Origin of the sequence: Rugosimonospora africana (assembly GCF_016862975.1) — a bacterium.
GTDB classification, from domain to species: domain Bacteria; phylum Actinomycetota; class Actinomycetes; order Mycobacteriales; family Micromonosporaceae; genus Rugosimonospora; species Rugosimonospora africana.
Genome location: NZ_BONZ01000057.1, coordinates 116908 through 131617, shown reverse-complemented (window position 1 = coordinate 131617; position 14710 = coordinate 116908). Strand labels below are relative to the sequence as shown.

11 protein-coding genes and 1 pseudogene are annotated in these 14710 nt (G+C 69.6%); 6 read left to right on the top strand and 6 right to left on the bottom strand.

Annotation, left to right across the window (positions count from 1 at the left end):
- From Raf01_RS29810 to Raf01_RS29800, 3 genes are all read left to right on the top strand, one after another.
- The coding region (locus Raf01_RS29810; RefSeq protein ID WP_203921372.1) for a hypothetical protein at window positions 1-232 on the top strand (232 nt) is incomplete at its 5' end.
- Window positions 233-601: 369 nt separating this feature from the next.
- Window positions 602-3826 (top strand): arabinofuranosidase catalytic domain-containing protein, encoded by a 3225-nt coding sequence (locus Raf01_RS29805; protein WP_203921371.1) that lies wholly within the window; start codon window positions 602-604, stop codon window positions 3824-3826.
- Between the two features lie 194 nt (window positions 3827-4020).
- Window positions 4021-4851 carry a phosphotransferase gene (locus tag Raf01_RS29800; protein ID WP_203921370.1) on the top strand — a complete coding sequence of 277 codons (831 nt, stop codon included), beginning with the start codon at window positions 4021-4023 and terminating at the stop codon, window positions 4849-4851.
- Here Raf01_RS29800 and Raf01_RS29795 read toward each other — a convergent pair.
- Window positions 4848-5786 carry a helix-turn-helix transcriptional regulator gene (locus Raf01_RS29795; RefSeq protein WP_239134029.1) on the bottom strand — a complete coding sequence of 313 codons (939 nt, stop codon included), beginning with the start codon at window positions 5784-5786 and terminating at the stop codon, window positions 4848-4850. The two genes, Raf01_RS29800 and Raf01_RS29795, sit on opposite strands and share 4 nt — an antisense overlap.
- 422 nt (window positions 5787-6208) lie before the next feature.
- Between Raf01_RS29795 and Raf01_RS29790 the strand changes: the two genes are divergently transcribed.
- Both Raf01_RS29790 and Raf01_RS29785 read left to right on the top strand, forming a co-directional pair.
- Window positions 6209-6952, top strand: coding sequence for an SDR family oxidoreductase (locus Raf01_RS29790; RefSeq protein ID WP_239134028.1), 744 nt, complete (start codon window positions 6209-6211; stop codon window positions 6950-6952).
- A 183-nt stretch (window positions 6953-7135) separates the two neighbouring features.
- On the top strand, window positions 7136-8680 hold the full coding sequence (locus Raf01_RS29785; RefSeq protein ID WP_203921368.1) for a hypothetical protein: 1545 nt from the start codon (window positions 7136-7138) through the stop codon (window positions 8678-8680).
- A 63-nt stretch (window positions 8681-8743) separates the two neighbouring features.
- Here Raf01_RS29785 and Raf01_RS50955 read toward each other — a convergent pair whose 3' ends face one another.
- The 3 genes and pseudogenes from Raf01_RS50955 to ctaD all read right to left on the bottom strand — a co-directional run bounded on the left by Raf01_RS50955 (window position 8744) and on the right by ctaD (window position 11843).
- A complete protein-coding gene (locus Raf01_RS50955; RefSeq protein ID WP_203921367.1) occupies window positions 8744-9589 on the bottom strand; it encodes a D-glycero-alpha-D-manno-heptose-1,7-bisphosphate 7-phosphatase in 846 nt (281 codons plus the stop codon).
- A gap of 206 nt (window positions 9590-9795) precedes the next feature.
- Window positions 9796-10044, bottom strand: a complete 249-nt coding sequence (locus tag Raf01_RS29775) for a DUF6158 family protein (protein WP_239134027.1) — start codon at window positions 10042-10044, stop codon at window positions 9796-9798.
- 55 nt (window positions 10045-10099) lie between these two features.
- A pseudogene (gene ctaD, locus Raf01_RS29770) lies at window positions 10100-11843 on the bottom strand (aa3-type cytochrome oxidase subunit I).
- Between the two features lie 306 nt (window positions 11844-12149).
- Here ctaD and Raf01_RS29765 point away from each other — a divergent pair.
- Window positions 12150-13109 carry a nucleoside hydrolase gene (locus Raf01_RS29765; RefSeq protein ID WP_203921366.1) on the top strand — a complete coding sequence of 320 codons (960 nt, stop codon included), beginning with the start codon at window positions 12150-12152 and terminating at the stop codon, window positions 13107-13109.
- A gap of 164 nt (window positions 13110-13273) precedes the next feature.
- On the opposite strand, the gene Raf01_RS29760 is transcribed toward Raf01_RS29765, so the two are convergent.
- Complete coding sequence (locus Raf01_RS29760; protein WP_203921365.1) at window positions 13274-13936, bottom strand: ThuA domain-containing protein; 663 nt, start codon at window positions 13934-13936, stop codon at window positions 13274-13276.
- A 246-nt stretch (window positions 13937-14182) separates the two neighbouring features.
- A complete protein-coding gene (locus tag Raf01_RS29755; RefSeq protein ID WP_239134026.1) occupies window positions 14183-14614 on the bottom strand; it encodes a CBS domain-containing protein in 432 nt (143 codons plus the stop codon).
- Window positions 14615-14710: the final 96 nt, after the last annotated feature.

Genomic DNA, 14710 nt, shown 5'->3' with positions numbered 1-14710 from the left:
TGGGGCGGCGCTGTGGGGCGGCGCTGTGGGGCGGCGCTGTGGGGCGGCGCTGTGGGGCGGCGCTGTGGGGCGGCGCTGTGGGGCGGCGCTGTGGTCGCGGTCGGCCGAACCGCGCCGCCAGCCCGACCCGCACCGCGCGACCGCACCGCGCCACCGCGCCGCCGGCGCGGCGCCTGCCTCGGCCGCGGAACGCACACCCATTGACACCGATCGCTTCGCCGTGTTTCATTGACCGCACCGTATGTGTTAGCGCTAACAATCCGGCGCTCTTCTCAGCGGAGAGCGCCCCGGCGGATCGGCCGGAAGGGCGTCGACCCTGACAGGGCCCGCGAGCAGGCGGGCGGACACCACCACGAGGGCGGTACGCGGCGGCCGAATGTTAGCGCTCACGGAACGGCCGGTGGCAGGGCTGCCACCGAGGGGAGTGATCCTGGATGAGCAGGACGCGAGCGCCACCGCCGGGGCGGGCTCACCTGTGCCGGCCGCCCGAGAACGCAGCCGGTCGGCGGCCGGGCCCGTCGCAGGCCGGCAAGCGACCGGCAGGACAGGGCTCAACCGAGTTCGACTCCGTCAGCAGACGAACGATCGGAGCTTATCCACCATGGCCAGACCCCCCATCCGGCGCATGCGCCGCAGGGCACTCGCCGCCGGTACGGCGATCGCGCTCGCACTGATCGGCATCACGTTCACGATGGCGGCACCGGCGCAGGCGCACCGGCCGGTCGCGCCGCCCCGGCCGCACGGCCCCTGCGACATCTACGCCGCGGCCGGCACCCCGTGCGTCGCCGCCCACAGCACCACCCGCGCGCTGTACGCCTCCTACAACGGCCCGCTCTACCAGGTCAAACGCCTGTCGGACAACCGGGTCAGGGACATCGGCGTCGTGGCCCGCAGCGTGAAGCCGGTCCCGGACCCCGGCGGGTACGCCGACGCCGCCACGCAGGACGCGTTCTGCGCCAACACGACCTGCCTCATCACCAAGGTCTACGACCAGTCCCCCATGCACAACGACCTCACCCAGGCGCCCCGCGGGGGATTCAGTGGCCCCGCCCTGGGCGGCTTCAACAATTTCCCGATCGCGGACTCGGCTCCGATCACGATCGGCGGCCACAAAGCCTACGGCGTCTTCATCGAGCCGGGCATGGGCCTGCGCGACGACGACACGACCGGCATCGCGGTCGACGACCAGCCGGAGGGGATGTACTGGGTACTCAACGGCCAGCACTTCAACAACGGCTGCTGCTTCGACTACGGCAACGCCGAGACCGACAGCCGCGACGACGGCAACGGCACCATGGAGACCTCGTACTTCGGCAACGCCACCGCCTGGTACCACGGCAACTCCCCCGGCCCGTGGGTCATGACGGACCAGGAGAACAACCTGGTCGGTTGCGTCAACCCGGGGAGCACCTCCAAGCTGTGCGCGCAGTTGCCGAGCATCACCTCGCGGTTCGTGACCGCCGTGGCCAAGGGCGAACCGCACCACTGGGCCTCGTTGGGCGGCGACGCGCAGCAGGGATCGCTCGCGACCATGTTCGACGGGCCGCGGGTCGACGCCAGCTATGACCCGATGCGCAAGCAGGGGGCCATCGTCCTGGGCAACGGCGGCGACAACAGCAACGGTTCGCAGGGCACCTTCTACGAGGGCGTGATGACGGCCGGGTACCCGACGGACGCCACCGACAACGCGGTGCAGGACAACGTGGTGGCCGCGAAGTACGGCGCCCAGCGGTTGAGCCTGTCGCCGGCCTCGGCCACCGCCACTCCGCCCGGGCTGCAGACCTTCGCTCCGGGGTCGTCGCGGGACGCCACGCTGACGTACACGAACACCACCGGAACCCGGGCGGTGGGCGTGAAGCTGAGCCTTTCCGTACCCGACCGGCACTGGACGTCGGTCGTCACGGGTACCAGAAAGGATTCGAAGACCTTCGACTCGGTCGCGCCCGGCGCGAGCGTCAGCGCGACCTTCCGGGTCACCTCCGGACCGGCGGCCTTCACCGGTGACCTGATCGGCAACGCGTCCTGGAAAGAGCCGGGGACGAACCCGAGACGTTCCGAGACGACGGTCGAGAAGGTACGCAATGTCAACCCGGTCAAGATAAACGAGTTCCGTACCGGTACCGCCGCCAACTCGACCAACGCGTACCTCGAGCTTGACAACGCCGGTACCCACGCCATCGACATCTCCCACTGGACCCTGACCGAGCATCCGACCCAGCAGGCCGTCTTCTCGACGGTGACCGTCCCGGCCGGGACGAAGCTCGCGGCCGGCGGCCACTACCTGCTCGGCCTGTCCAACTCGGGACTGGCGGCACCGGCCGGCGCGGGCGACGTCACCGTCAACGTCCGGAGCACGGCCGGCATGGCCGCCGGAGACCAGATCGACATCGACACCGGTCGTGACGTCGAGAGCCGCACGATCGCCAGCGTCGGGACGGCGGCCACGCCGAACACGACGCTCTGGCAACCGCTCCCCGACGGCCCGGTCGTCACGATCCCCGCCGGCTCGACCAACGTGCCGGTCACCAGCGCGTCCGGGTTCGCGGTCGGTCAGAAACTGGCCATCGGGTACGGCGACCGGCTCGAGGTGGCCACGGTCACCGCGGTCGGCAAGCCCGGCACCCAGGCGCGCCTGTCGGCGGCGGCACCGGCGGGCTCGACCAACATCAAGGTCACGTCCACCACCAACGTCACGGCCGGCGACACGATCAGGTTGGACATCGGCCCGAGGATCGAGAACGTCACCGTCGCCGCGGTCGGCACCTCCGGGGCCAGCGGTACGGGCCTCGACCTGGCCGCCCCGCTGGCGTTCGACCACTCGTCGAACCTGCCGTTCAGCGTCCGGGGAACCGGGATCGGCTTCACCCCGGCGACGGCCTTCGCCCACTCGAGCAACGAGCCGGTGCAGGCGCTCGGCACCGGTGTCACCCTCGACAAGCCGCTGCGCGAACGCCACCCGGTCAACACGCCGGTGCGCGATGCCGTGGTCACCACGGCGGGCTATCAGGGCTCACCGGCACCCGACCAGTGGTTCGGCGGCCCCGCCCTGTCCGCCAGCGCCGGCGCCATGGTGCTGCGCGACGGTCAGGGACACGTCGTCGACAGCCTCAACTACGGGAGCCTCGTCGACCCCTGGGCCGCCGAGGGGTACCAGGGCACGTCCGGCTCGGGGCAGAGCGGTTGCCGGGTACCGGCGCCCGGTACGGCCAACGGCGCCGGGAGGAGCGCGGTCCGCTACCCGGACGGCATCGACACCGACAGCAACTGCACGGACTTCACCACGTCCAACGAACCCACCCCGGGTGAGGCCAACCACGGGTTCACGCTGGACCCGGGCCCTCTGGTGTCGTTGCAGGCCACGACGCCCGGCAGTACGTCGAACTTCGTCAAGCACGACGACTCCGACGACCTCGTGGTCACCGCGCCGGTGACGGCCGCCAGTCCGGAGACCGACAAGCAGGACGCCACCTGGGTGGAGGCGGCCGGCCTGGCCAACCCGAGCTGTGTGTCGTTCGAGTCGATCAACAGGCCGGGCAGCTACCTACGGCACCAGAACTTCCAGTTCCACCTGCAGCCCAACGACGGCAGTTCGCTGTTCTCCCAGGACGCGACCTTCTGCCAGGCACCGGGCAACAGCGGGCAGGGCGTGTCGTTCCAGTCGGTGAACTTCCCGACCAGGTACGTCCGCGCCTTCAACAATGTTGTCTACCTCGCGAGCAACGGCGGAACCAATGCCTGGGACACCACCACCTCGTGGTCTGACGACACGAGCTGGTCGGTGGCCGCGCCGTGGGCACAGGCACCGCAGGGCACCGGCGGCGGCTGAGCCGGACGCACCGTCTCCCCTTCCGGCGTCCACTGTAGAAGGTGGACGCCGGGAGGCGGCCCGGTGCCACCCGGGTGCGGCAGTGTCACTCGGCGGAGTGGGAGACTCCGCAAGCCGCTGCCCTCGTTCCCGGCCGGCCGGTCGGTGTCGATTATTGGGTCGCCGTGAATGTCTGATCGCGGTACAACCAGCAGATGACCGAACGACGGCTGCCCGGCGGGCGCAGTTTCGGAGCCGTACGCGTCGGCGACGAGGTCCGCCGCCCCGCGCAGCCGTGGACGGCGACCGTGCACTCGGTGCTGCGGCATCTGGAAGACGTCGACTTCGACGGCGCGCCGCGAGCCCGCGGCTTCGATGACCGGGGCCGCGAACGCCTGACGTTCTTGCCCGGCCAGACCTTGGGCGAGACCCAGCCATGGCCGGACTGGTTGCGCTCCGACGACGCGCTCCGGCAGGTCGGTGCGTGGCTTCGGAGGCTGCACGACGCGACCGCGACGTTCCGGCCGGCCGCGGACGCCGTCTGGTTCACCGGCCGGCCGTGGCAGCCGGGACTTCTGATCGCTCATCTGGACGCGGCGCCGTGGAACGCCGTCTGGGCCGACGGCGCCCTGGTCGGGTTCGTCGACTGGGACACTGCCAGCCCATCCCGCCGCGAGGATGACCTGGCGTTCTCGGCGCTGACCTGGGTGCCGCTGCTGACGGCGGGCATCGCCGAGGCAGCCGGATTCGGTAACGCAACCGGATCCGGTGAGGCAGCCGGATCCGTTAACGCGGCCGAACGGCAGCGGCGGTTCCAGTTGCTCCTCGACGCGTACGGATACACCGGCGACCGATCCGCGATCCGCGACGCGCTCATCGGGCGCGTCGAGCGCAACGTCGCGATGATCCGGCAGCTCGCCGACGGCGGTGAGCCGACCTTCCAGCGCATGCTGCCGTGGGCCGCGGACCTGGAACGCTCCGGCGACGAGGTGGCCGAGCTACCCGACGAGTTCTGGCAGGGGCGAGATCGGCAGGACAGGACCTAGCCTTCTCGGCTCGGAAGGCCTCCGCTCCTGTGCGCTGGCAGCCCGTCATGGAACGCCTCGTCGTTGGCCGCAGTCGACGCCTCGTCGTTTGTGACAGTCGACGCCTCGTCGTTTGCGACAGTTGTGGCCAGTGACGCCAGCACTCGCAGCTTCTCGGCACTGTCGCTGCCTATGTCGGCGTAGTACATCACGAGGGTCAGGTCCCCGACGGGGAGCTTGTCACGGTGAAGGTGAACCGTGCCGACGACAGGGTGATTGACGACGGTCGTGCCACCCTCGAGTTGGCGGACGTCGTGGCGTGCCCAGAGCGCACGGAACCGAGTGCTGGCCAGAGATAGTTCCCCGACGAGTTCGACGATGTGCGCATCGTCGGTGTCCTCGCCGATGGACTTGCGGAACGACCCGACGAATTCCGCTGTCGCCGCATCCCAGTCGGCGTGGAACTCCTGCTCCTCGGGATCGAGTATCAAGGACCGCAACCGGTTCTCGCCCGGTCGCAGCCGGGGCGAGAGGGCGAGTGCGAGCGGGTTCGACGCGAGCACGTCGAATGCCCGACCCTCGATGAATGCCGGCACCTCAAGGGCGGCGAGCAGGTGATGCAGTCGGGCGGGCACGCGCTCGGTCCGCCTGCGGGGGCGCGCATGGCGCGACGGCTTGGCGAGGTCGAGCAGGTACTGGTGCTCGACCTCGTCGAGGTGGAGGACACGCGCGAGCGCCGCGAGTACCTGCGCGGACGGATTCTTGTCGCGCCCGCGCTCCAGCCGCAGGTAGTAGTCGGCGCTGACCCCGGCCAGCATGGCGACCTCTTCGCGCCGCAACCCGGTGACCCGCCGGTTGGGTCCGGCCGGAATGCCAGCCTGCTCCGGTGTGACCAGATCCCGCCGGGCGCGAAGGTACGCGCCCAGCCGATTCGTCTCCTCGTCGCGGTTCGTCAACTCAGCTCCATTCTCCGCGCGTCCGGCCCAGCCCGAAGGCTGCCCCGTGCTCGTGGCACCCGATCGGGAACTAGCGCCGACAAAGACCCCACCTCGGCTGTCGATGCTTGCGAAGCTTCCCTCATGCGCCGCAGACCGGGATGTATCGGACATCCGGTATGACCGTCGCCGGGGTCGCTCTTGCCGTCGTCGTACCGATCCACGCTAGCCCGGCGCTTCCGCCGGACAGGGGGTCCTGTCACTCCCCGGATCAGCAGGGACCTCACAGCCTCCGGATGCCCGAGGGAACCTTGTCTCAGGCGATCCGGTCGTGGCCAGGAGCCGTGTCGTGACCAGGCTCCACGCCGCTAGCAAGCGCCACGTCGTTAGCAGAGCCTGTCGCTGGCAAAAACCACGTCGTTAGCAAGAGTCACAAGGAGACCATGGTGGAGATCACCAACCGCACAGTCCTCATCGTCGGCGGCACCTCGGGAATCGGGCGCGGACTCGCGCAGCGATTCGTGGATGCCGGCAGCACAGTCATCGTCGGAGGCCGCAGTCCCGAGCCGCAGGACGGACTCGAGACCGTCAGGATCGAGGTCACCGATCCGGACTCGATCCTCCGCGCCCGCGACGAAGTGCTCGACGCACACCCCGACCTCGACGTCGTCGTCACGATGTCCGGCGTCATGCTCACCGAAGACCTGCGCGACCCCGCGCACATCGCCACGACCGAGACGACGATCACCACGAACCTTCTCGGCACCATCCGCGTCATCGACGCCTTCACTCCGCACCTCATCGCCCGTGGCTCCGGAACCATCCTCACGGTCAGCTCGGGAATCGCCTTCCTGCCGTTCCCCCTCATGCCCACCTACGGCGCCTCGAAAGCCGGCGTGCACGCCTACACGGAATCGCTCCGGGCACAGCTCGCGGGAACGGGCATCGAGGTGGCCGAGCTCGTGCCGCCCGCCGTCGCGACCGCCGGACAGGAGAAGGTAAACCCGGCGGCACTGCCGCTCGACGCGTACCTCGACGAGGTCATGGGGCTGCTGGCAATGGAGCCGACGGCCCACGAGATCCTCGTCAAGGGCGTGTTCATGCACCGTTGGGCCGAACGCGACGGTACCTACGCCGAACTCCTGGAGCGGCGGTCACAGGCGCTCAACACACTGCCCAACCGCTGAGCACCCGGCGCTCGGCCTCAGGCACCCGGGCTCCTGCATTCGGGCTCCGACACCCCGACTCCGGCCGAGCGAACCCGAGACGCGGGGCGGCGGAGGCGGTGTGATCCGCGTAGAGTCGCGGACTGGTGCCGAACACTGGCGCTGTTCGCTCCGGTATCCGTTGTGCGTCGATGGGTGGTCGACATGCGGGTCAAGCACACGTTCCTCGCCCTCGTGGCGACCGGCGCCCTGATCGGCGGTCTGGTCGCGGCGCCGGCGACCGCAGCCACGGCAGCGACCACAGCCGCCACGGCGGCAAACGGAGCCACGATAGCGAACGGAGCCACGGCGGCGAACCGGACCGCAGCGGCAAACGGGAACACGGCCATCCCGGCGGCCGCGGGTCCGACCGGTATCGAGGGCAGTGCCGAAGGGGCGATCCGGGAATCGGCCGCCCGCACCGACGGCGCGCGGCACATCGACACGCCGACGATGATCAGCAGGATCACCGCGCTGCACGAGAACACCTACGACTTCCTCGTGGAGAGCCCGACCGACTGGGCCGACCTGTCGACCGAGTTCATGCCGGCCGCGCAGGCCGCCGGCATCCGGGTGTTCGGATACTTGGTGCCGCCGAGCGAGTGCCCGAGTTCCTCGGGCCACGACGGCTCGTGCGACGGATACCTGCCGTACCACAAGGACTATGTGGCCTGGGGCAAGGCGCTCGCCACGCTGTCGGTGCGGTACCCGGATCTCGTCGGCTGGACCGTCGACGACATGGACTACAACCTGACGCTCTTCACGGCGTCGTACGTCAACTCCATGAACACCGCCGCCCGGTCCATCGCGCCGAACCTGAGCTTCTACCTCCAGCTCTACCAACCGACCATCACGCAGAGCCGGATCGACAGCTACGCCGCGGGCATCGCCGGCGTCATCATGCCGTACCGCGACGGCGCCTACCGCAACACGGCCTGGACCGGCACGTTCCAGTCGGCGGTCAACTCGGTCACCGCGATCCTCAACCGGGACAGCAAGCAGCTCATCGTCATGCTGTACGGCAACAGCCTCAGCAGCACCGACATCCCGCCGGACACCGACTACGTCAGGACCCTGACCAGCCAGGCTCTGGCCGACACGGCCTCGGCGCAGATCGCCGGCGTCATCCTCTGGAACCTGATCCTCGACCCGACCGGCAGGCCGGCGAACTCGGCCACCAACCAGGCCCACACCGGCAACGGCGCGCTCGTGCTGACCGTCGCCGCGAACACCGCCACCTCCGCCGGCCAGTACGCGCAGGCGAGCACCACCATCCACCTCGACAGCGGATCGTCGAGCTGCGTCATGGTCCTGCACCGCAGGGACAGCCGCCCGACCAGCGCGCCCGCCGGCTACCACGAGCGGGAGGCATACGTGGGCGGCCACGCGGTGTGGAAGACCGACGTCACCTACGACGGCACCGACTGGTACTCGTCGTCGCCGCTGGACATCACGTCCGACCTCACCAACGGCTCGGCCTCGCTCGTGTTGCGCCTCACCGAACTCACGGGCGTGGCCAACTACCAGGTCACGATGGCGTTCGACGACATCACCCTGACCGGTTGCGGCATCGCCAACCCGACGTTCGAGACCGACAGCGGCTGGACGATCAGCCGTTCCGGCGGACCGGTGCTGGCAAGCATCTACCAGTACAGCCCGACCTACACCACCGACACCTTCGCCGCCGTCGCGAGCCTGTACAACGGCTGAGGCGCGATAGACGCAGGTCGGCACCGGCACAACGGCGCGGGCGGCCAGGAGTCGACCGGTACCTCAGCCCTGCAGCAGCCGCCGCACCTCCCGCTCGGCGGCCGGGCCGGCACCGGCGCCGGAAGCCGCAGCGGCACCCGAAGCCGTGGCGGCGTCCGAAGCCGTGGCTGCACCCGAAGCCGTGGGTGCACCCAAAGCCGCTGCGCCGGACGCGGTGCCGAGGATCCAGTCGACGGCGCCGGCCAGATCGGCGGCGACTACAGCCGCGGGGACCACAGCGGCGGGGATCACACCGGCCACAGCGGCGCCCACCCTCTCGGCGCCGGCCACAGCCACGCCCGCCACAGCCACGCCCGCCACAGCCACGCCCGCCACAGCGACACCGGTCCCCTCGCCGGCCCGGGTCATCGGAGCCGGTACGAGGACACCGGACGCTCCCGCAGCCGCCGCGGCCGCCAGGTCCGTGCCGTTGTCGCCGACCACCACACACTCGGGGGTGGCCACACCGAGCGCCGCCGCCGCGTCCAGCACCATTCCGGGCGCCGGCTTGCGGCAGGCGCAACCGTCGTGCGGGCCGTGCGGGCACACCTGCCACGTGTCGAACGGGCCGAGCAACTCCTCGACCCGCCGGTTGACCGCCTCGACCTGCTCGGCGGTGGCCAGGCCGCGCCGGATCGCCGACTGGTTCGTGACCACACCGAGCTTCAGCCCGGCTCCGCGCAACCGGTCCAGAGCCTCGCGGGCGCCCGGGATCGGACGTACCAGCCGCGGATCGGCGTTGTACGGGACATTCTCGATCAGCGTGCCGTCGCGATCGAAGAGCGCCGCCCCGAACCGGCGGCCACTCCCCGGCGGGGGGTCATCGCGCGAGGGGTCATCGCGCGGGCCGGACTCCGATTCGCGTGCCACACGAAGCCACGAGACGGCCGAACCGCCGCCATCTCCGTTCGGCGTCACGATCTCATCGCCGTTCCCCCGCTCGGCTTCCACGTCCACGACCGGCAACTCGGCGCCATCCGCCGGGCCTCCATCCGCCAGGGCGCCATCCGCCGGGCCATCGGCCGCGGAGTCATCGTCCACTGTTTCGGCACGGATCAACGGTAGCGGGCAGCCCGTCAGTGCTGCCCGCGTTCTTCGATGTCCCGCTCCGGGTGGCGCCGCAGGTACTCCATCTCCAGCGCGACCGTCCGCTCCGAGTGGTGCTGCAGCGCCCGGGTCGGCGCGTGCAGGAAGGTTTCGTTCCGGGTGCGGTGGAGTTGGGCGAGTTCCCGAAGCAGGTCGTCCTCCGACAGCCGCTCGGGCGGCAGACCCTCATCCCTCGTAGTCGTAGTCGGTTCCGCAGTCACAGTCGGGTCCGTACTCACAGTCGACTCCTTCGGCATCGTGACGTAGGCGCGGCGCTCGCCGGCACCCCTGGCTTCAGATGGCACTGCCATGGCCGTCGCGGCCGACCGGCGTCGCACCGCCCTCCGGGTGGCCGAGCCGGTTTCGTGCTCCCGCGGCCAGCCGCGGAAACTTCAGGTCGAACGCGGGGCGTTCGGAGCGGATGCGGGGAATGTGGTGGAAGTTCCGTAGCGGGGGCGGGCAGGAGGTCGCCCACTCCAGCGAGTTGCCGTACCCCCACGGGTCGGCGACCTCGACGATCCGGCCCGCCTTGAACGACTTTGTACACGTTCCACAGGAACGGTAGGAGCGACGCACCGAGGATGAACGCGCCGATGCTCGAAATCGTGTTGAGCGTGGTGAACCCGTCGGAGGGAAGGTAGTCCGCGTACCGGCGGGGCATGCCTTCGGCACCCAGCCAGTGCTGCACCAGGAACGTGGTGTGGAACCCGATGAACGTCAGCCAGAAGTGCACCTTGCCCAACCGCTCGTCCAGCATTCGGCCGGTCATCTTCGGGAACCAGAAATACACCCCGGCGAACACCGCGAACACGATCGTGCCGAACAGTACGTAGTGGAAGTGCGCCACCACGAAGTACGTGTCGGTCACGTGGAAGTCGATCGGCGGACTGGCCAGCAGCACCCCGGACAGCCCGCCGAGCAGGAACGTCACCAGGAATCCGATGGAGAACAGCATCGGCGACTCGAACGTCAACTGTCCCTTCCACATCGAGCCGATCCAGTTGAAGAACTTGATGCCGGTCGGAATGGCGATCAGGTACGACAGGAACGAAAAGAACGGCAGCAGCACCTGACCGGTCGCGAACATGTGGTGCGCCCACACCGTCATCGACAACCCCGCGATGCCCAGTGTCGCGCCGACCATTCCCTTGTACCCGAACAGCGGCCTGCGCGCGAACACCGGGATGACCTCGGTGATGATGCCGAAGAACGGCAGCGCCACGATGTAGACCTCGGGGTGGCCGAAGAACCAGAACAGGTGCTGCCACAGCAGCGGTCCACCGGTGGCCGCGTCGTACACGTGCGCGCCCAGCACCCGGTCGGCCATCGCCGCCAGCAACGCGGCGGCCAGGATCGGGAACACCATCAGGATCAGAATCCCGGTGATGAGAATGTTCCAGGTGAAGATCGGCATCCGGAACATCGTCATGCCCGGCGCGCGCAGCGTGATGATAGTGGTGACCATGTTGACCGCGCCGAGGATCGTACCGAGGCCGGAGATGACCAGCCCGATGAACCACATGTTCGCCCCGGCCCCAGGAGTGTTGCCGCCGCCGGCCAGCGGTTGGTAGGCGGTCCATCCGAAGTCCGCGGCCCCGTCCGGGGTCACGAAGCCGCCGATGACCATGAGGCCACCGAACAGGTACAGCCAGTAGGCGAACGCGTTCAGTCGCGGGAACGCCACGTCCGGGGCACCGATCTGCAGCGGTACGACGTAGTTCGCGAACGCGAACAGGATCGGCGTCGCGAACAGCAGCAGCATGATGGTGCCGTGCGCGGTGAACAGCTGGTTGTACTGCTCCGGCGAAAGGAACTGCAACCCGGGCCGGGCCAACTCGGCCCGCATGACCAGCGCCATGGCCCCGCCGACCATGAAGAAGCCGAACGCGGTAACGAGGTACAGCAGTCCGATCTGCTTCGCGTCGGTGGTCCGGATCGTCCGCGCGAGCCAGGAACCCTTCGGCGCCTGACGCACCCGCCAGGACCGGGCCACGATCGGTTGCGGTTCCCGTTGCCCGGGTGGCCATGTCGCGGTCATCGTTGAAACGTCCCCTCGACCGGTGGTGCCAGAAACGGGTGGTGCCAGAACGATGGTGCCAACACAGCCGCGCCAACACAGCCACGCCAACACAGCCGCGCCAACACAGTGGTGCCAACGCAGTGGTGCCAACACAGTGCCAACACAGGACACGCCCGACTACCCCCACGGACGTCGTCCTAAACCGGGGCGCGAATTCCGCCGAAGCCGACCTGGATGCCGTCCGCCGAAACCGACCGGGATGCCGAGCAGACGCCGAACGGACGCGGTCTGGAGGAACGACCATCCGAAGTGGATGATGGACGCGTGGCGGATGACCAGAATCTCGTACTGCTTGACACCGACATCGGCAACGACATCGACGACGCGCTCTGCCTGGCGTACCTGCTCGCGCAGCCGCGCTGCGAACTGCTCGGCATCACCACGGTCACCGCCGAACCCGAGCTGCGGGCGCGTCTGGCCAGCGTGCTGTGCCGGACCGCGGGCCGTTCGGTTCCGATCCTCCCGGGCGCCGCCGACCCACTGGCCGGCCCGGCCGTTCAGGGGCCGCCCCCGCAGGCGACGGCGCTTGCCCGATGGGAACACGACACCGGCTTCCCGGCCGGCGAGGCCGTCGAATTCTTGCGGCAGACCATCCGCGCCCATCCGGGCGATGTGACCCTGCTGGCGATCGGGCCGTTGACCAACGTGGCGCTGCTGTTCGCGTCGGATCCGGAGATCCCGGCGATGCTACGGTCGCTGGTCCTGATGGGCGGAGCCTTCGGCGCCGTGGCCGGACCCGAGTGGAACATCCACTGCGACCCGGAAGCGGCTGCCCGCGTCTACGCGGCGCCGGTCGCGCGTCACCGGTCCGTCGGCCTGGACGTCACGACGAGGGTACGGATGGATGCCGCCGCGTTCCTGCGTCGCTGCGACGTGCCGCTGCTGGAGCCGGTGGCCGACATGAGCACGTCGTGGTTCGACGACCGGCCGGAGGTCACGTTCCACGACCCGTTGGCCGGGGCGGTCATCTTCGATCCGTCGCTGGTCTCGTTCGCCACCGGCGAGGTGACGGTCACCCGCACCCCGGGGCCGGAGGCCGGCAGCACGGCCTGGGCGGCAGCCGCCCCATCGGCCACCCCATCGACTGCGATACCGACGGCGACACCGGGTGCGACACCGGACCGCACCGGTCCGCACCAGGTAGCGGTCGACGTGCGCCCGGCGGCATTCCTCGACCACTACTTCAGGACGGTCGCCGCGTTCGCGGCCAACGGATCCGGCTGACCCGTTCCTGACCGGCAGCAATGTGGGGTCCGAGGCTCACGTGTCTGAGCCCGGACCCGCGCCGGTGTCGGCTGGCGTAGCTGTCGGCTGGCCTCGGCTGTCGGCTGGCGCCCGCCGTCGACCCGGCGCCCGCCATCGGCTGGCGTCCGCCATCGGCTGGTCTGCTACCGGCTGGCCCACAGGAGGCCGCGTTCGGTGAGCGTACGCACCTCAGGCTGGTCGAGGTCCTCCAGCTTGTGACCGACGGTGGAGACGAAGATTTTGCCCTCTCCCCATCGACGGGTCCAGACCGCGGGAACCACCACGTCCTGCCGCCAGGCGGTATCGGGGGCGACCCGGAAGCGGGTGGTGGCCAGCACGTCGCTGCCCGCGTCGGTGAGCACCCAGTACTGCTCCGTGTGCAGCGCCCAGCGGTCAAGGCCGGCAACGATCGGATGCTCGGCCCGCTCGGGCACCACCTCGACCTCGTAGTCCACGAAGCCGCCGGGGTGCTCGGCGAACTGACCGCCGGTCAGCTGCAGGTAGGCCGACGAGTTACGGAAGGCGTCGACGATCCCGCCGTGCCAGCCGGCGAGCCCGGTACCGGCGCGGACCGCCGAAATGAGCCCGGCCAGTTGCTCGTCGGTGATCGTGCCCATCGTCCAGCACTGCACGACGAGGTCGACCCAGGCCATCGTGCCGGCGTCGGTGTAGACGGCGAGGTCGTCGCTGACCTCGACGGCGAAGCCGTTGTGGCGCAGGAACGGGACGAACCGGTCGGTGGCCTCGACCGGGCAGTGCCCGTCCCAGCCACCCCGGACCACGAGCGCGTTGCGCTGTTCACTCATGCCGAAAGACTCCACAACGCCGGGCGGTGCGGTGCGCCGGCCAGCCGGTCGGCGATCGCATTGTAGGCCGGCTTGGGCCGCAACGGTCGTCGAAGGCCAGCGGCCTCCGCGCGGCGCCGTCATCGCGCGGATCGTCCTCCTCGAGCCAGGTGTAGCGGTCGGAGAGACTGAAGGCCATCACCGCCTTGACCGCCTTGTGGGACAACGCTGGGTGACGGCTCGAGGGATGACGGTTCGGGGATCGACTCAGAGGTTCGGTTCGGCGGCACAGATGTCGGCCAGCGCGCTGCACTGATCCTGTTCGATCGTCAGATCGCCGAGGGTCACCACGCCGACGGCCCTGCCGTCGACGCACACCGGCAGCCGGCGGACCGCGTGCTCGCGCATCAACTCCATGGCCAGCTCGACCGGGGCGTCCGGGCCGATCGCGGTCATCCCCGTGGTGCACACCTCGCCGACGGTGCACAGCGCGGGGACGCGGTCGTCAGCGACGGCACGCACCACGATGTCCCGGTCCGTCAGGATGCCGTACAGTTCCGTTTCGTCCTGCACGATCACGTCACCGATGTCGGTGTCGCGCATCCAACGCGCCGCGGCCGCGATGGTGGTGTCTGGCGAGACGGTGACCGGGTGCGGGGTCATCACCTCACCGACGCTCGTCGCTGTCATGTTCCGCATGTCGGCACCCTCCATTGATGAGGCTCGTGGGTTGACCGCCGAGCTACCCGCTGGCCGGTCCGGCGAAACACACAAATCGCCGGGGCTGCGGGGAGA